Annotated in this window: 16 protein-coding genes; 11 read left to right on the forward strand and 5 right to left on the reverse strand. The window is 59.1% G+C overall.

Annotated elements, in window-relative coordinates:
- Positions 1-165: 165 nt before the first annotated feature.
- Both ACXAH8_RS22175 and ACXAH8_RS22180 read right to left on the reverse strand, forming a co-directional pair.
- Complete coding sequence (locus ACXAH8_RS22175) at positions 166-1,566, reverse strand: helix-turn-helix domain-containing protein (protein WP_170378023.1); 1,401 nt, start codon at positions 1,564-1,566, stop codon at positions 166-168.
- Positions 1,567-1,632: 66 nt separating this feature from the next.
- Positions 1,633-2,838, reverse strand: coding sequence for a multidrug effflux MFS transporter (locus ACXAH8_RS22180; RefSeq protein WP_475220687.1), 1,206 nt, complete (start codon positions 2,836-2,838; stop codon positions 1,633-1,635).
- Between the two features lie 181 nt (positions 2,839-3,019).
- Here ACXAH8_RS22180 and ACXAH8_RS22185 point away from each other — a divergent pair, with 181 nt between their 5' ends.
- The 3 genes from ACXAH8_RS22185 to ACXAH8_RS22195 all read left to right on the forward strand — a co-directional run bounded on the left by ACXAH8_RS22185 (position 3,020) and on the right by ACXAH8_RS22195 (position 5,624).
- A complete protein-coding gene (locus ACXAH8_RS22185) occupies positions 3,020-4,552 on the forward strand; it encodes an acyl-CoA carboxylase subunit beta (RefSeq protein ID WP_475220688.1) in 1,533 nt (510 codons plus the stop codon).
- Positions 4,553-4,657: 105 nt separating this feature from the next.
- Entirely contained in the window at positions 4,658-5,143 is a 486-nt protein-coding gene (locus tag ACXAH8_RS22190; RefSeq protein WP_475220689.1) for a DUF6497 family protein, read from the forward strand.
- A gap of 130 nt (positions 5,144-5,273) precedes the next feature.
- Positions 5,274-5,624 carry a hypothetical protein gene (locus ACXAH8_RS22195; RefSeq protein WP_170471789.1) on the forward strand — a complete coding sequence of 117 codons (351 nt, stop codon included), beginning with the start codon at positions 5,274-5,276 and terminating at the stop codon, positions 5,622-5,624.
- A gap of 81 nt (positions 5,625-5,705) precedes the next feature.
- On the opposite strand, the gene ACXAH8_RS22200 is transcribed toward ACXAH8_RS22195, so the two are convergent.
- Positions 5,706-6,878, reverse strand: coding sequence for a DcaP family trimeric outer membrane transporter (locus tag ACXAH8_RS22200; RefSeq protein ID WP_475220691.1), 1,173 nt, complete (start codon positions 6,876-6,878; stop codon positions 5,706-5,708).
- 650 nt (positions 6,879-7,528) lie between these two features.
- On the opposite strand from ACXAH8_RS22200, the gene ACXAH8_RS22205 reads away from it, so the two are divergent.
- Positions 7,529-7,732 carry a hypothetical protein gene (locus tag ACXAH8_RS22205; RefSeq protein WP_170462027.1) on the forward strand — a complete coding sequence of 68 codons (204 nt, stop codon included), beginning with the start codon at positions 7,529-7,531 and terminating at the stop codon, positions 7,730-7,732.
- A 116-nt stretch (positions 7,733-7,848) separates the two neighbouring features.
- Positions 7,849-9,894, forward strand: a complete 2,046-nt coding sequence (locus ACXAH8_RS22210; RefSeq protein WP_475220692.1) for an acetyl-CoA carboxylase biotin carboxylase subunit — start codon at positions 7,849-7,851, stop codon at positions 9,892-9,894.
- 76 nt (positions 9,895-9,970) lie between these two features.
- On the opposite strand, the gene ACXAH8_RS22215 is transcribed toward ACXAH8_RS22210, so the two are convergent.
- Positions 9,971-10,417, reverse strand: a complete 447-nt coding sequence (locus ACXAH8_RS22215) for a DUF4174 domain-containing protein (protein WP_170665563.1) — start codon at positions 10,415-10,417, stop codon at positions 9,971-9,973.
- Between the two features lie 165 nt (positions 10,418-10,582).
- Between ACXAH8_RS22215 and scpA the strand changes: the two genes are divergently transcribed.
- The 6 genes from scpA (at position 10,583) to ACXAH8_RS22245 (ending at position 16,068) form a co-directional block, all read left to right on the forward strand.
- Entirely contained in the window at positions 10,583-12,709 is a 2,127-nt protein-coding gene (gene scpA, locus ACXAH8_RS22220; protein ID WP_475220693.1) for a methylmalonyl-CoA mutase, read from the forward strand.
- Positions 12,710-12,846: 137 nt separating this feature from the next.
- Entirely contained in the window at positions 12,847-13,449 is a 603-nt protein-coding gene (locus tag ACXAH8_RS22225; RefSeq protein ID WP_170719308.1) for a VOC family protein, read from the forward strand.
- Entirely contained in the window at positions 13,446-13,934 is a 489-nt protein-coding gene (locus ACXAH8_RS22230) for an N-acetyltransferase family protein (RefSeq protein ID WP_475220694.1), read from the forward strand. The genes ACXAH8_RS22225 and ACXAH8_RS22230 overlap by 4 nt, the downstream gene beginning before the upstream one ends.
- A 45-nt stretch (positions 13,935-13,979) precedes the next feature.
- On the forward strand, positions 13,980-14,660 hold the full coding sequence (locus tag ACXAH8_RS22235; RefSeq protein WP_475220695.1) for a TerB family tellurite resistance protein: 681 nt from the start codon (positions 13,980-13,982) through the stop codon (positions 14,658-14,660).
- 3 nt (positions 14,661-14,663) lie between these two features.
- Positions 14,664-15,656, forward strand: coding sequence for an endonuclease/exonuclease/phosphatase family protein (locus ACXAH8_RS22240; RefSeq protein WP_475220696.1), 993 nt, complete (start codon positions 14,664-14,666; stop codon positions 15,654-15,656).
- 37 nt (positions 15,657-15,693) lie between these two features.
- Entirely contained in the window at positions 15,694-16,068 is a 375-nt protein-coding gene (locus ACXAH8_RS22245; RefSeq protein ID WP_475220697.1) for a hypothetical protein, read from the forward strand.
- A gap of 7 nt (positions 16,069-16,075) precedes the next feature.
- Here ACXAH8_RS22245 and ACXAH8_RS22250 read toward each other — a convergent pair whose 3' ends face one another.
- A complete protein-coding gene (locus tag ACXAH8_RS22250) occupies positions 16,076-17,620 on the reverse strand; it encodes a Ppx/GppA family phosphatase (RefSeq protein WP_475220698.1) in 1,545 nt (514 codons plus the stop codon).
- Between the last annotated feature and the right edge of the window lie 20 nt (positions 17,621-17,640).

Here is a 17,640-nt window from a genome sequence, read left to right on the forward strand (position 1 = left end):
GGGGGGGGGGGGGGGGGGGGGGGGGGGGGGGGGGGGGGGGGGGGGGGGGGGGGGGGGGGGGGGGGGGGGGGGGGGGGGGGGGGGGGGGGGGGTTGTGCAAGGGTCGAAACACAAATGTTGTTTCCCCCCCCCCCCCACCCCCGGGATATTTTGGCCAGATGAAGATCAAGTGACCTCATAGGGCAGTGTGCCTCGGGTATGAGTGTCGATGGCCAAGCGCCGTTCCAGTGGCGGAACCGAGCGTTGGTGGCAATTTGCGCGCTCACAGATGCGGCAGGAAATACCGATCGGTTCGTAGGCGCTGGCGTTGTTGATATCCAGATTGTCTGCATAGACCAAGGCTTCGGCGTGGCGGGTTTCACAGCCTAGCGCGATGGCATAGCGGCGCACCGGCGCACCGAATGAGCCACCGGGTTTTGAGACATCCCTTGCCAGCGAGATATAGCGGACACCATCGGGTGTTTCCGCCAGTTGCCGCAGGAAATGCCCCGGTGTTTCAAAGGCGCGGTGGACGTTCCACAACGGGCAGGCGCCGCCAAAGCGAGCAAATTGCAGCCGAGTGGCCGAGTGGCGCTTGGTAATCGTTCCGGCCTGATCCACGCGGACGAAGAAGAACGGAATGCCTTTTGCGCCTGGGCGCTGCAACGTGGACAAGCGGTGCGCGACCTGCTCGATTGAAGCGCCAAACCGGTTGCTCAGCATCTCCAGATCATGACGATCCTCTTGCGCGGCGGCCAGAAACGCGCTGTAGGGCATCAGGGACGCGCCGGCGAAGTAGTTGGCAAGGCCGATTTTGGCGATTGCGCGGGCCTCTTCACTCTGGAATTTGGCGAAATCGAGCGTGGCCTCTAACAGCTTGTCCTGACTGATGAGGGCAACCTGAAGCAGTAGCTGAAAGACCTGCGTTTGCGGTGCGGCGCGCGAGGACAGGCGCAGGGTTCTGCTTTCCTTGTCGTAGCTGCGCAACGGGTTGATGTCTGAGAAGATCACTTGAATGCCGCGCTCTTCCAAACTTTGCAAAGCGGCTTGACGGATACCGCCGGGGCCATCGGCGCGCTTGGCGAACAGCTCGGCTGCACGGTCAACCGCGTCGATATAGTTGTCGCAATAGTGGAAGAAGTCGCGAACTTCCTCCCACGGGCTGGCTTGGGTGCGGGAGTCTTCGCGGCCTAATGCTTCGTCTAGTGAGGCGAGGCGTTCGTGGGTTTGGCGATAGCTTCGGTGCAACTCTATAAAGGCACGGGCAAGAGCTGGGGCGTTTGAGGCGGTTAGGCGCAGATCAGCTAGTGGGGGGATATCGTCGGCAAAGACCGGATCGGCCAGCGCCTCACGCATATCCGAGACCAGTCGCTCGCTATCGCCCGTACTTAGCTCGGTCACGTCCATGCCGAACTCCTGCGCCAACGCCAGAACAACGGTGGTCGAGATCGGCCGGTTGTTATTTTCCATCTGGTTCAGGTAGGGCAGGGAAACACCCAGTTTTGTGGCAAATTCCTTTTGGGTTAGAGTCAGGCGCGTGCGCATTTCGCGCAATTTAGCGCCGGCATAGAGTTTCTGGGTGGCCATGGGCGTGCCTTTGCAAATTTTCTATTTTGGCACGTTAACTTTGCAAACCTCCGGGGGCAAGGCGGCTTAGAGGCCCAATTGTCGTTCGCGCCAAATAACTGAAGCAATGGCGGCGATAGCAAGGATCGCCGTGACCAACATAAGCCAGAGCAGGGGCATTGCGCCTGTTTCAACGGTTAGCAGGGCTCCTGCCAGTGCGCTCAGGCCTGCCCCTCCACCCAGCATGATTGCCCCGCTGAGTCCTGAGGCGGTGGCGGCCAGATGTGGCCGCACGGACAAAGCGCCAGATGTTGCATTTGGAATCGTCATGCCATTGCCCAGTCCGACGAACGTCATGAAACCGAAAAAGCTGAGCGCTGTTCCGAAGCCCGTCAGGAACAAAGCGGCAGACAGGGCGACGCCGGCGGCGTTCAGCCAGGTTCCCCAAAGTACCATGCGGTTGATGCCGAACCTGACCGAATACCGCCCGCTGAAGAAGTTGCCCAGAAAATAGCCCAATGCAGGCGCGCCAAAATAGATCCCGACTTCGGCGGCGCTCATCCCGAAGACTTCGGTTCCGATGAAGGGCGCTCCGCCCAGATAGGCAAAGAACGCGCCCGACGAGCAGGCCGAGGACAGCGAATAGCCCCAGAACCGGGGGGACATTAGCAGCTCGGGGTATTCGCGAAATTGCTGCAATAGGGTTTTGCCACTTTTGGCTGAGGTTTCTCCGAAGTCGACATAGGTCAGGGCTAGGGTTAAGGCGCCCAAGGCGAAGGGCAGCCAGAAGTTGGCTTTCCAGCCAAAGCTCTCTTCCAGCAACCCGCCTATGGCTGGGCCGATCATTGGTACAACGGCCATCCCCATGGTGACATAGCCGATCATTGAAGCCGCCTGATCCTGATCATACATGTCTCGAACCGCGGCCCGGCTCAGCACCATCCCGACCACAACGACCGCCTGACACATGCGAAAAAGTAGGAACACCTCGGCCGTCGGTGCGTAGATGCAGCCAAGTGTCGCCAGCAGAAAGAGTGCGAGTCCCCAAAGCAAAACCGGGCGTCGTCCCGCCTTGTCTGCAATTGGTCCGATGATGATCTGCAGGACCGCGTTTACCAGCAGGTAAAGGGCGATCGACAGTTGCATGACCTTGTAATGCGTGTCGAAATGCAGGGCCATGTTCGGCAGGCTTGGCAGGAATAGATTCATGCTCAGCGCCGATAGTCCCGAGAGAAGAACCAAAGTGCCGATTGTGGGTGGTGTGCGATAAGCCGACGACGTTCTGAACTGCATGGTTCGCTTGTATAGCTGTTGAGTAGGCAAAGGCCAGACGCTTGATGCTGTTGGTAAAAATTCGCAAATTTACAGTTTGAGCAAACGAGATTTTCAAAACTTTGCAAATTTGCCGAAAATATCTTTGGCTGAAGGGTTGCTCACTGTAGGGTCCGGTCAGATTTCACAGGGGACTATCGCCATGAAAGACATCCTTTCCGAGCTTGAAGAACGCCGCAACGCGGCCCGTCTGGGTGGTGGGCAAAAACGGATCGACGCGCAGCATGGGCGGGGTAAGCTGACCGCGCGCGAGCGAATCGAGCTGCTGCTGGACGAAGGCAGTTTTGAAGAATTCGACATGTTCGTCAGCCATCGTTGCACCGAATTCGGGATGGAAAAACAAAAGCCTGCCGGGGATGGTGTGGTCACCGGCTGGGGCACGATCAATGGCCGTATGGTCTATGTATTTAGCCAGGATTTCACTGTGTTTGGTGGCTCTCTGTCCGAGACCCATGCGCAGAAGATCTGCAAGATCATGGATATGGCCGTTCAGAACGGCGCGCCGATCATTGGGATCAACGACTCGGGTGGTGCGCGAATCCAGGAAGGCGTTGCCTCGCTTGCCGGATATGCCGAAGTGTTCCAGCGCAACATTACCGCGTCCGGCGTGGTACCTCAGATCAGCGTGATCATGGGCCCCTGTGCGGGTGGCGCGGTATACAGCCCGGCGATGACGGACTTTATCTTCATGGTGAAGGACTCATCCTACATGTTCGTTACTGGCCCTGACGTGGTGAAGACCGTGACGAATGAGGTCGTCACAGCTGAGGAACTGGGTGGAGCTTCTACGCATACCAAGAAGTCTTCGGTCGCGGATGGCGCTTTTGAAAACGATGTCGAAGCTTTGGCCGAGGTGCGCCGGCTGGTCGACTTCCTGCCGCTCAACAACCAGGAAAAACCTCCGGTTCGGCCTTTCTTTGACGATCCCAACCGTGTCGAAACCTCATTGGATACTCTGGTTCCGGACAATCCGAACACACCGTATGACATGAAGGAACTGATCACGAAAATCGCGGACGAAGGCGATTTTTACGAGATTCAGGAAGACTTCGCCAAGAACATCGTCACTGGCTTCATCCGCCTGGAAGGGCAAACCGTCGGTGTCGTGGCCAACCAGCCCATGGTCCTGGCCGGATGTCTGGATATCGACAGCTCACGCAAGGCGGCGCGTTTCGTGCGCTTCTGTGACTGTTTCGAGATTCCGATTCTGACGCTGGTGGATGTGCCCGGCTTCTTGCCCGGAACTCAGCAAGAATATAGCGGTGTGATCAAGCATGGTGCCAAGCTGCTTTATGCATACGGTGAGGCGACCGTGCCGAAAGTGACCGTGATTACCCGTAAGGCTTATGGTGGTGCTTATGTTGTGATGGCCTCGAAACATCTGCGTGGCGATTTCAACTATGCGTGGCCCACGGCCGAGATCGCGGTGATGGGTGCGAAAGGCGCGACCGAGATCATTCACCGCGCTGACCTCGCCGACGCTGAGAAGACCGCGCAGCATGTTGCCGACTATGAAGACCGTTTCGCCAACCCATTTGTGGCGGCTGAACGCGGATTTGTGGATGAGGTGATCATGCCGCAATCAACGCGCCGTCGTGTCTCGCGGGCTTTTGCCAGCCTGCGTGGCAAGCAGTTGAAAAACCCGTGGAAAAAGCACGACAACATCCCTCTCTGAGAGCGCGGGCTGGGGCGACCCACCCCAATCCGCTGAAAATTGCGGTACTCCGCCGCAGTTTGCCCGAATTCAAGGCAGAATTGACAACGAGCGAAAAATCGTCGAATGATCCGATCCATCAGACATAGAACCGCGCGGGCACATAGCACTGCGCGCGCGATCCCGGAAGGAGGAGCCTGCCATCGGCGGGTCCGGGGTCGCGCCTTGGGTCTGATGTTCAGCATCCTGTCTCTGCCAAGCATCTCAGTGGCCGAAACCTCTCTGCCCGTGCCTTCAGGCCAACCCGTGCATTTGAGCGACGTTCTGTTGGACAACAACCCGGGAGAACTGTGGGTGCGGTTCCGGTTCATCGCCCCAAAGATCGGCGCGACGGTGGGGCGGATCGGGTACGACGTAGCCTCAAACGACATGGAGCATCTGTGCCAGACGCTGGCGGTTGCCTATGTCGCCCAGCATGATTTGGACCCGGCCCTGGTGGTAATTTCACTGTCCGACCGCCCGATCCAATTCGGCGATGCCGCCCCCGATGCAACTCAGTTTTTCGAAGCCTACCGGCTGGAGCAGTCCCGGTGTATCTGGGAGGGGCTCTGACCATGATCTGTCGTCATGAAAGCAGAGCATCTCAGACAACGGATGCGGCTTTGGAGGTGCGCGCTATGACTTTTTCCCCTTTCGGGTACGAATTCTTATTCCCGATGACAGCGGTCAACGAGGTGCTAGGATGTTGAAGCATCGGGGTTTTCCGGGCCGTCTGCCGGGGACGGATTTTCAATTCACTATCCGCCGTGCCAACCCTAAGGGCGTGACGCCGATCACCCGGCGTGAGCGGTTCCGCGACCGCAAACCTGCGGACCGTCGCGCAGATGCCGCCTTTATGGAGGCGCTTTGGCAGAACTTCGGGGATCAGCCCTTTGAACGCGGCAATCTGGATGCAGGGCGGCTGAGCTGGCTGTTTGAGCGTGAGGTCGTGCCAGCCGAAGATCCCTTCGACCCGGCTAGCTATGATGCGTTGTTGGTCATTGATCTGGACGCGGCACGTGCGTCTTTTCCCGAAGTTTTCGGAGTGGGCTGAGCGGTGATCCACCCTGTGCCTCATATCCTTGCCCGCATGGGTAAAACCCTGCCCGAAGACGGGCAGGGCGGGTATGTGGCGTCAGAAGTTCAGCTGCGCGGCGACCTGAACCCGGCTGCCGTCGAAGGTGTCACCGGTTGTTGCGTCGTTGCGCTCACCATAGATGTACTCGGCGCTCAGCGTCAGGCTGTCGGTCGCCTGATAGAAGGCGTTGACGTGGATTGTCTCCAACTCGGTGAAGTTGAGGGATCCGCTGCCGTCCGAGAAGCTGTTGGTCGCCAGATCATAGTCTTCCCGACCATAGGCGATGCCGACATTCCATTTCGCACCCAGATCCTGACGGAGCTCAATCGTGTAGCCGTCGACGTCGTTGGCCTGGCCGTTGACGATGGCGTTGCCAAGGCCGATCAGGTAGGGGCCGATCGCTTGACCAGTCACGTAGTTGACCTGGAACAGACCGCCCTCCCATGGGCGAATCGATCCCGACAGGGTCACACCCCACTGGTCCACTTCGGTGGCACCATCGCTGGTTTCGGCTTTACCGTAGAGGCCCGAGATACGCGCGACGTAAGTACCGTCATTGTATTCAGCCGCCGCGGTCAAAACCGGGTCGTTCGAGTTCGAGCCGCTGACGTTTTCCTCGAGCGAAACGCTGAAATCAGTGTTCGTGCCGAAGCTGTTGGTATAGCGGATTTGCGGCTGACGGGCGAAGGCGATGCCAACCGGGCCGTTGAATTCAACCGACGTAGGGTAGGTGTCCAGCGGCTGGAAGTTTGTCCAGTACTGACCGATCAGCCAATTGTCACCAATGGTGATGTTGGCATGACGCAGACGCAGTTCGGCCGTGCCGTTGGAGGCAAACAGGTCCAGCTCCAACTGACCGCCGATGTCACCCAGGGCACTGGGCGTGCTGGTGCGCAGGCCGATGCGCGACTGGCGTACGGTGCTGCCGAAGGTTCCGCTGGTTGCGGTCGAAGGCTCGCCGATGACGTTCACGAACGCGGTGTCGCCCTGGTCGAAGTCGAAATCATAAAAGAAGTCGGCTTTGATGTAGCCGTAAAGGTCCAGGCTGGTGTTCCCAAGGCGGAAATCGCCATTCGCCGGACCGGCGCTGGAAGCCTCGAGCGCTTCGACCCGAGCCCGCAGAGCATCAAGCTCGGCCTGGGTTTGAGCGTCCTGAGCAAAGGCAAGCGTGCTGGTCACACTAAACGCAGTGGCAGCGAGCAGGATTGCCTTTTTTCTCTTTGTAAACATGTGGGTGTTTCCTTGTTTGCGAGTGTGCGTGGCCAAAGTTCCACGCGCCCAGCGATCAGGGAAATCACGAAAGAGGGACTGAAAACGCGTTTTTGCTCAAGTATTTGTGCTGAAAATAAGGTCGTGATTCACGGCAGGGTGAACAGATTGGTTAACCCACAGCATATTCGCAAAAATAATCTGCGAACGGGAGTGATCGCCCGTGATATTGCGGGTGCAGAAATCAGGCCAGCGGCAGTGGAATGTAACGAAACTGTGACGGTTTGGGCGGCTTCAGCACAGGAAAACCGCATAGCTCATGTCGGCATGAATTTGCGCGGAGTTTCGCCTGTTTGGCAGATTCTGGCCGGAATCTTGGGTGGAAACAATAACTTGTTTGCAGGCAAGATTGTGCAGTGCATCTTGATCCAGCCGTGCGACACTACTTTGCCTGCGTCGCACATGCACCTACTATTCCGTACCCCTTCCTTGCGCGGGCAGGCTTGTGTTCCCCACATCGTCCTGTCCGCGTTTTTCTTTGCACAAAAAACTGGCCTGAATGGGCATAAACCTGCGCAAAATGCGGAATTTACCCCGTTGTTATTGAATAACGGTGCCGAGTTCCTGCATCTGCCTCTAAGAGCAATACAAAAAACTACGAGGCAGACATCATGCGTATCTCAAAAGTGTTCCTTGCACTGGCAACCTGTGCGGGCCTCGCGGCCTGCGGCGATACTCTCGGCGAACAGGCCATCCTGGGCGGCGGCGCGGGCGCTGTCGGGGCAGCCGTTCTCAGTGCCGATCCGTTGGTCGGTGCGGCCGTCGGGGCCGCAGGCAACGTGCTGTACTGTAAGACGCAGAACACCTGTAACTAACGCGAATTTTCGGGGCGCAAGCCGCTCTGTCCGTCGTCACGCATTGCGCCGACGTGGGGATGCCCTCCCTGCGGCGGCTTTTTGCGTTTCCAGAACACCAAGCCAAAGGACGTTCCATGTTCAATAAGATCCTGATCGCCAACCGGGGCGAGATCGCCTGCCGGGTTATCAAGACCGCCCGCAAAATGGGTATCGGCACCGTTGCCATCTATTCGGACGCGGACAAGAACGCTCTGCACGTGTCGATGGCGGATGAGGCTGTCCATATAGGCCCACCGCCTGCCAACCAGTCGTATATCGTGATCGACAAGGTCATGGACGCCATCCGCCAGTGCGGCGCACAGGCTGTTCACCCCGGCTATGGCTTCCTGTCGGAGAATGCCAAATTCGCCGAGGCGCTCGACGCCGAAGGCGTGGCATTCGTCGGCCCCCCGGTTGGTGCGATTGAAAGCATGGGGGACAAGATCACCTCGAAAAAGATCGCGCAAGAGGCAGGTGTTTCCACCGTCCCCGGCTATATGGGCCTAATCGAAGACGCCGATGAGGCGGTCAAAATCTCGAACGACATCGGCTATCCGGTGATGATCAAAGCCAGCGCCGGCGGCGGTGGCAAGGGCATGCGGATCGCCTGGAATGACGAAGAGGCTCGCGAGGGGTTCCAGTCTTCGAAGAACGAGGCTGCGAACTCGTTTGGCGATGACCGGATCTTTATCGAGAAATTTGTGACCCAACCGCGTCACATCGAAATTCAGGTTCTCTGCGATAGCCATGGCAACGGCATCTATCTGGGCGAACGCGAATGCTCGATCCAGCGTCGAAACCAAAAAGTGGTGGAAGAGGCCCCGTCGCCCTTCCTGGATCCCGAGACCCGCAAAGCCATGGGCGAACAGGCCGTCGCACTGGCCAAGGCCGTGGGCTATTCCAGCGCGGGTACGGTGGAATTCATCGTCGATGGCGAAAAGAACTTCTACTTCCTTGAGATGAACACCCGTCTTCAGGTGGAACACCCGGTGACCGAACTGATCACCGGTGTCGATCTGGTGGAACAGATGATTCGCGTGGCGAATGGCGAAAAGCTGACCATCACGCAGGATGAAGTAACGCTGACGGGTTGGGCGATCGAGAACCGCCTCTATGCCGAAGATCCCTATCGCAACTTCCTGCCCTCGATCGGCCGTCTGACCCGCTATCGCCCGCCGCAGGAAACCGCTGCCGGTCCGATGCTGGTCAATGGTAAATGGCAAGGCGACGCGCCGGAGGGCGAGGCTGCCGTGCGCAATGATACTGGCGTCTATGAGGGCGGCGAGATCAGCATGTATTACGACCCGATGATCGCCAAGCTTTGCACATGGGCTCCGACCCGCGAAGCCGCGATTGAGGCGATGCGCGTGGCGCTGGACAGTTTCGAGGTTGAAGGGATTGGCCACAACCTGCCGTTCCTGTCGGCTGTAATGGATCACCCGAAATTCGTAAGCGGTGACATGACCACCGCCTTTATCGCCGAAGAATACCCGGACGGGTTCGAAGGCGTGACCCTGCCCGAAGAAGACCTGCGTCGGATCGCGGCCTCATGTGCGGCAATGCACCGGGTGGCAGAGATTCGCCGTACCCGTGTCTCGGGCCGGATGGACAACCACGAGCGCAAGGTCGGCAAGCGCTGGGTCGTTTCGCTGGAGGGCCACGAGCTGGCCGTTCAGGTAAACGCCGACAAGGAAGGCGCGACCGTCAAATTCGAAGACGGCTCGACCGTTCGCGTCGCATCTGAGTGGACGCCGGGCGATCAGCTGGCAGTGCTGGATGTGGATGGAAGCCCTCTGGTTCTGAAAGTTGGCAAGGTTTCGGGCGGGTTCCGCATTCGCAACCGCGGTGCGGATCTGAAGGTCCATGTGCGCCGGCCGCGTCAGGCCGAGCTGGCGAAGCTGATGCCCGAGAAGCTGCCGCCGGATACGTCGAAAATGCTGCTCTGCCCGATGCCGGGTCTGGTCGTGAAGATCGACGTGGAAGTCGGTCAGGAGGTCCAGGAAGGTCAGGCGCTGTGCACCATCGAGGCGATGAAGATGGAAAACATCCTGCGCGCCGAGAAGAAGGGCACCGTTGCCAAAATCAACGCAGGCCCGGGCGACAGCCTCGCCGTAGACGAAGTGATCATCGAGTTCGAATGATCATGACCGCGCTTTTGGAATACCCTCAGGTCTCACCGGCGTTCTGCGCCGGTGGCTTGAGGCGCGGCAAAAGCGTTCAGCCGCCCTCGCGCCGTTCGCGGATTTCGCGTTCGCGCAGAGGGGTTTTGTCGATTGAGCGGCCGATCTCGCGCACGCTCCATGGGGACGGTTTGCGCAGTTTGACCACGCCGTCCTTGTCGACAAAGACCATCTGGAACCCGCGCGGTCGCAGCTTGGACCGGATCGCGGATCGTGCGGACGGATCCGTATCCGTTAGCACCACGACATCCCGATCCCGCATCGCGTCCTCGCCTTCCAGCAACATGTCGATCTGCTGCTGGAACCGGGGATCGGCAGGAGTGTCTGCGAAGACGACAATGGGCCGGTGGGTCCACATGAAATCGCTCAACTCACTGTCGCCGACAGGGCGAACATATTCATCATCAGCAGGTGTTGTTCCGTCGGCGGCCAAGGCAGCCAGCGGGATAAGTGCCGAGAAAACAAGGGCAAGCGTTTTGTTCATGGGGCCTCCTGTCCCGTTGAATATAGCCTCTGTGCCCGCGAATGCGACCGGCGAATTGCATAACACGCTCAATTTGTCGCGCGTGGGCCATGCCCGTCATCTGCTGAACCACGATACGCACGGATTGCAGGCTGCTGCAGGCCGAACTGACGAGAGGACACCTCGATGACCGATAAGAATGACTGGCGCGCGCTGGCCGAGAAAGAATTGCGCGGACGGCCGCTGGACGATCTGACCAAGGAAACGCTAGAAGGCATCAGCGTCAAACCGCTTTACACACAGGACGACACCGCCGATTTGCCGCATATGGGCACTCTGCCGGGGTTTGGCCCGTTCACGCGCGGTGTGAAGGCGACGATGTATGCCGGGCGTCCGTGGACCATTCGCCAATATGCGGGGTTCTCGACCGCCGAGGAATCAAACGCCTTCTACCGGCGCAATCTGGCTGCAGGTCAGCAGGGTGTCTCGGTCGCCTTCGATCTGGCAACGCACCGCGGCTATGACAGCGATCATCCGCGCGTTGTCGGCGATGTCGGTAAGGCCGGTGTTGCGATTGACAGCGTTGAGGATATGAAAATCCTGTTCGACGGCATCCCGCTCGACAAGGTCTCGGTTTCGATGACCATGAACGGCGCGGTCATCCCGGTTTTGGCAAGCTTCATCGTTGCGGGCGAAGAGCAGGGGCACGACAAATCGGTCCTGTCCGGCACCATTCAGAATGACATTCTGAAAGAGTTCATGGTGCGCAACACCTACATCTACCCGCCTGAGCCGTCGATGAAGATCATCTCGGACATTATCGAGTACACGTCGAACGAGATGCCCAAGTTCAACTCGATTTCGATCTCCGGCTATCACATGCAAGAGGCCGGCGCGAACCTTGTGCAGGAGCTCGCCTATACCATCGCAGACGGACGCGAATATGTGCGGGCTGCGCTGGATGCGGGCATGGATGTCGATAAATTCGCAGGCCGTTTGTCGTTCTTCTTTGCCATAGGCATGAATTTCTTCATGGAGATTGCGAAACTGCGCGCCGCACGGACCCTGTGGCATCGCGTGATGACCGAGTTCGGGGCGAAGTCCGAACGCTCCAAGATGCTGCGGACGCACTGCCAGACCTCAGGTGTCTCGCTGCAGGAGCAGGACCCTTTTAACAACGTGATCCGCACCGCCTATGAGGCGATGAGCGCGGTTCTGGGCGGCACCCAGTCGCTGCACACCAACGCTCTGGACGAGGCGATTGCCCTGCCCACCGATTTCTCGGCCCGCATCGCGCGGAACACGCAGTTGGTCTTGCAGGAAGAGACCGGCGTGACCGATGTGGTCGATCCGCTGGCGGGCTCTTACTACGTGGAAAGCCTGACCAATGATCTGATCGAGAAAGCCTGGGCCCTTATGGAAGAGGTCGAGGAAATGGGCGGCATGACCAAAGCCGTCGCCTCGGGCATGCCCAAGCTGCGGATCGAGGAAAGCGCCGCGCGTCGTCAGGCGATGATCGACAGGGGCGATGAGGTGATTGTTGGGGTCAACAAATACCGCAAGGAACAGGAAGACCCGATCGACATTCTGGACGTCGATAACGTGGCCGTGCGCGAATCTCAGGTCGCGCGGCTGGAAGAGATCCGCGCCACCCGTGACGAGGCCGCCTGTCAGGCCGCGTTGGACGCGCTGACCAAGGCCTCTCAAGAAGGCGGAAACCTGCTGGCTGCTGCGGTCGAGGCCGCCCGCGCCCGCGCATCGGTAGGAGAGATCAGTATGGCAATGGAGAAAGAGTTCGGCCGCCACCGCGCTGAAGTGAAGACTCTGGCGGGCGTTTATGGCGCTGCGTACGAGGGTGACGAGGGCTTTGCCGCCATCCAGAAATCCATCGAAGACTTTGCCGAGGTCGAGGGGCGTCGCCCCCGTCTGTTGGTGGTCAAGATGGGGCAGGATGGTCATGACCGGGGCGCTAAGGTAATCGCAACGGCATTTGCTGATATCGGGTTTGACGTGGACGTTGGTCCTCTGTTCCAGACCCCGGCCGAGGCCGCGCAGGACGCCGTGGACAATGACGTGCATGTGGTGGGTATCTCGTCTCAGGCGGCAGGCCACAAGACGCTGGCACCGCAGCTTGTTGAGGAACTCAAGAAAGCCGGGGCTGAGGACATCATCGTGATTTGCGGTGGGGTGATCCCGCAGCAGGATTATCAATTCCTGTATGACAACGGGGTCAAGGCGATCTTTGGCCCGGGAACGAATATACCCGACGCTGCGCAGGACATCTTGCGCCTGATCCGCGACGCACGGGACTGAGGCGGGGCAGGGGGCTGTCTGCCCCCTCTTTGCTTGACGGCAAATTCACCCCCGAAGGTATTTTCAAACAGAAGAAGGGCGCGGGTTTGGCTTGCGCCCTTTTGTTGTGTGCGTAGGGTGTCATCGTGGAGGGCGCGATGGAGTTGGATCATATTGCGGTGGCGGGTGCCACTTTGGAAGAGGCCACGGCGCATGTGGAAGATGCGCTGGGTGTCAGTCTTCAGGCCGGTGGTAAGCATGAGGCATTTGGCACGCACAATCGGTTGCTTGGCCTGAAGGACGGGCTGTATCTGGAGGCGATTGCCATCGACCCGGATGCGCCTCGGCCAGACAGGACGCGGTGGTTCGATCTGGACCGGTTCGAGGGTGCGCCACGTTTGACCAACTGGATTTGCCGCGTACCCGATATCGAGGCCTCACTATCTGTGTTTCCCGATGGCGTCGGGACGCCGATTGATTTAGCCCGAGGGGCTTTGCGGTGGCGGATGGCGGTTCCGCCAAATGGGCGATTGCCCTTTGACAACTTGTTTCCGGCGTTGATCCAGTGGCAGGGGGATCTTCACCCCGCGCGTATGTTGGAGGATCATGGGTGCCGCCTGAAACGTCTGGTTGTCTATCACCCGGATGCGTTGCGCTTGGCGGAGCAGCTGGGTCCGCTTGATCCGGTCGTTTTTGACACAGGGTCGGCGTCTATGCAGGCCGAGATCGAAACGCCTCATGGGGTACGTATTTTGCGATGAGGGTCCGTCAGGCCCAACCAGCGGATGCAGCAGAGATCGCTTTGATCACCAACGCTATTATTCGCGACACAACGGTGACCTTCACTAGCGATGAACGCAGCGCAGAGTCGATTGCCAGAGATATCCAGGCGCGCGGAGCGGCGTTTCTCGTGGCTGAGGATCAGAGGCAGGTCATTGGTTTCGCAACCTATGCCCCGTTCCGATCTGGGTCGGGCTATGCCAAGTGCCGTGAGCATTCGATTCAGCTGGCAGACAATGCGCGGGGCCATGGCGCCGGGCGCGCCCTTATGGAGCAGTTGCAGCAAGTAGCCCGCAGCGAAGGGGTGCATGTTTTGGTCGCCGGGATTTCTTCGGCCAACCCGGGGGCGATCGCCTTTCATTCGGCGCTGGGGTTCGCCGAGGTGGGGCGTATGCCCGAGGTTGGGCGCAAATGGGGGCAGTATCTGGACCTTGTGCTGATGCAGAAAATTCTTTCGCCCGAATGATCTATCGCACCTGACAGTCCTGCAATGGAACGCTAGTGTACGCCCATGTCGATCTGGACCCGCATATCTGACGCGCTGAGCGCTCTTGCCCAAGGTGAGAGCCTGACGGCTGTTTTCGAAAAGCTGCGCTCACCGCCTGAACGCTCGGTCGCGTTCACCATTGCGGTGATCGCGCTGGGGGCCAAGATGGCCAAGGCCGATGGACAGGTGACACGGGATGAGGTGACGGCCTTCCGCGACGTGTTCCAGATTGCGCGCGACGATGAAGAGGGCGCGGCCCGTGTCTTCAACATGGCTCGCACCGATGTGGCGGGCTATCAGGACTATGCCCGCAAGATCGCTCGGATGTTCTCGGAAGACAACACCACCCTGTGCGACCTGATGGAGGGGCTGTTCCATATCGCCATGGCCGACGGGTTCTATCACCCGAACGAGAACGAGTTTCTGGAAGAGGTCAGCCGCATTTTCGGCCAGACAGATGCTCAATTTCTGGCCCTGCGCGCGCGGTTTGTGCCGGATGCGCCGAACGATCCTTACGTGGTTCTGGGGGTCTCGCGCGATATGCCCGTTGCCGAGATCAGGAAGGTCTGGCGCAAGCTGGTGCGCGAAACCCATCCCGACGCTATGATGTCGCGTGGTGTGCCGGAAGAGGCGATCCGCCTGGCCGAGAAGAAGATGATCGACATCAACCGTGCCTGGGACGAGATCAACGGCGCGACGGTTTAGGCGATGCGTCTGGCGACCTACAATATCGAATGGTTTGCCAACCTGTTTGATCGCAACGACAGACTGATCGTCGACGACAGTTGGTCGGGTCGACATGACGTGACAAAAGCGCAGCAGGTCGAGGCGATCGCCAAGGTTCTCACCGCGATTGACGCGGATGCGATTCTGATCGTCGAAGCGCCGAATACGGGCAAACGGCAGAACACGGTGCGCGCACTACAGGCATTTGCCGAGGTTTTTGACCTTCGCACCTCGCAGGCGACCATGGGATTTCCCAATGACACGCATCAGGAATTGGCGCTTCTCTACGACCCGGAGGTTCTGTCGGTTCGCCATGACCCAAGGGCGGCAGATGACGCCCCGCGCTTTGACGCGGAGTTTCGCATAGATCTGGACGTGGATGCGACGCAGGACGTGGTACGGTTCTCCAAGCCGCCAATGGAGCTGTCGGTCCAGACCAAAGCGGGGTTTGAGTTTCGCCTGATCGGCGCGCATCTGAAATCCAAGGCTCCGCATGGGGCGGAGTCACGGGATGAGGCGATCCGTATCTCGATCGCCAACCGCCGCAAGCAGTTGGCACAGGCGATCTGGTTGTCCCGTCGGGTCGCACATCACTTGACTGAGGATGATCCAGTGATCCTGTTGGGTGACTTAAATGACGGCCCCGGTCTGGATGAGTTCGAACATCTGTTCGGGCGCTCCTCGGTCGAGATTCTCTTGCAGGCGGGTCTGTTTGATCCCCATGCGGCTACCGCATATGGGCCGCGTCCCGGATCTGTGCCCGCTACCGCACGATTTGCGCGGCCCGAGAACGGCACGTTCCTTGAGGCGCTGCTGGACTACATCATGATCAGCGAGGATTTGCAGTCTCGGCGACCCGTCTGGCGCATATTGCATCCGTTTCGGGATGCTACCTGCTGGTTCAAACCTGAGCTGCGCGAGGCCCTTTTGACCGCGTCAGATCACTTCCCTGTCACGCTGGATTTTGAGCTGTGATCTTTCAACCGGGCGCGGAAGGGCTTATATTCAGCATATGAAAAATATTCTGATGATCGGCGCGATGGCAGCCGCTTTTGCGCTGCCTGCAACGGCCGAGGAAGAGGATGCCCCAACGCTGATGGAGCAGGGGGCCGAGTTGTTTTTCGAGGGCCTGCGACGCGAGATGGAGCCGGCTTTGGATGAGTTGCTTGGCCTAGCAGATCAATTTGGCCCCGCGATGCGATCCTTCATGCAGGAGATGGGACCTGCGTTGGCTGAGCTTGCCGCCGAGGTAAAGGATTGGAGCGTCTACGAGATGCCCGAAATCCTGCCCAATGGCGACATCATCATCCGCAAGAAACAGACCGAAGATGCGCCTGACAAACCCGAAGTTTTGCCAGAGGACCCGGACGGCGCCACGGACATCTAGGGGCAGCTTAGCCCTTGATGACCACACGCACCTCGGATTTCAGGGCATTTGCCAGTGAATTCAAGCGGGACTCGGCCACTTCGTTGAACAGGGGCTGCACGGATTTGGGCAGCACCAGATCAAGCTCACGCTTTTTGGGAAAAAAGCGCAGCTTGCCTACATGTGCGTCGCTGTCCATGCACAACATGGCCCCGAACCGCATCGCTTTACCCAGAATCTCGGCTTGTTTTTGGTCTTTTTCATCCAGCAACTCATAGAGTGGCGCAAATCGGTTGCCCTCGCGCTTGTTGCGATAGCGATGTTGCAACGCAAGGCCGATGAATACGCGTTCGGAGTGTTTCAGTCCTCCGAGATTGGCGCGGGTGACATAGTCGAAACAGACCTCGGCCCGGTAGTCGGGATGCGCGCGCCAACTAACATCGTGCAACAGGCAGGCGGCCTTGATCAGACGGACCTGCGTCGCAGGTGCAGATTTGAACAGAGGCATCACAAAATCGAACAGCGTGCGGCCCATACCGGGCAGGCGGGCGTCTTTCGCTTCGGAAAAACGACTGGCCTCGATCAGAGGGTCGCGGTCGCGCTGTTCCTGCGACATCTGCTCATACAGCAGGCCTTCGCGGATGCCATAGCTTGAGATCGCGATATCTTTGGGTTTGAACGTGCGGATCAGCCGCGCAAGCACGTCCATCGCATAAGGGATCAGCGCCATGCGCGAGCTTGAGACCCCGGCCTGACTGCGCAATTTGTCATGATCATTCGCGTCGATGAATTTGATCGTTTCGCGCACTTGTTTGGTCGTCATGCGGTATTCGTGTAGGACGTTCAGCGGATAGCCCCGCCGCAGCATGTCCAGCCGTGCAAAAGCTCGCCAGCTGCCTCCGACCAGAAAAAGTCGGTCGCGCTGCTGGCCCATCTGGCTGTGCAGTTCTTCCATGGTGGATTTGATAAGGGCCTTGCGCGCACGACGCCCGCCCTTGATATCGCGCAGCTTCAGCGGACCAAGGGCCGAGGTCACGCGGCGGCCAACATCGCCACCTCCGATCTCGGCCAATTCCATGGACGAGCCGCCTATGTCGCAGATCAAACCGTAGGCACCGGGCCAGCCCAGCATAACGCCCTGGGCCGACAGGCGTGCCTCTTCCTGACCGTCGATCACAGCCACATGCAGCCCGGTTTTTGCTTTCACGTCCTGACAGAATTCAGGCCCGTCTTTCGCCTCACGCACGGCGGCGGTGGCTACGACATGCAGCCCCGGCAGGCCGAGATCCTCTGCGATCCGCTTAAAGCGCTGCAGGGCGGCCATCGCCCTCTCACGCCCTCGGGGATTCAGGTGGCCGGTCTCGGACAGCCCCGCGCCCAGCTCGCACATAACCTTTTCGTTGTAGAAATAGGCAGGTGACCGCGCCGCGCCATCAAAGACCACCATTCGGACCGAGTTCGATCCGACATCGACCACGCCTACACGTGACAGCGCCCTTGTGCCGGGGTCGTCGAACAGAGGTCTTCCGAAAGGCCCCCAATCAGGAATGTCGGTTTCGACGGTCTGGTCCATGTCTTACCCAGAAATTTCGC

This window comes from Ruegeria sp. ABV3_008, assembly GCF_056161185.1.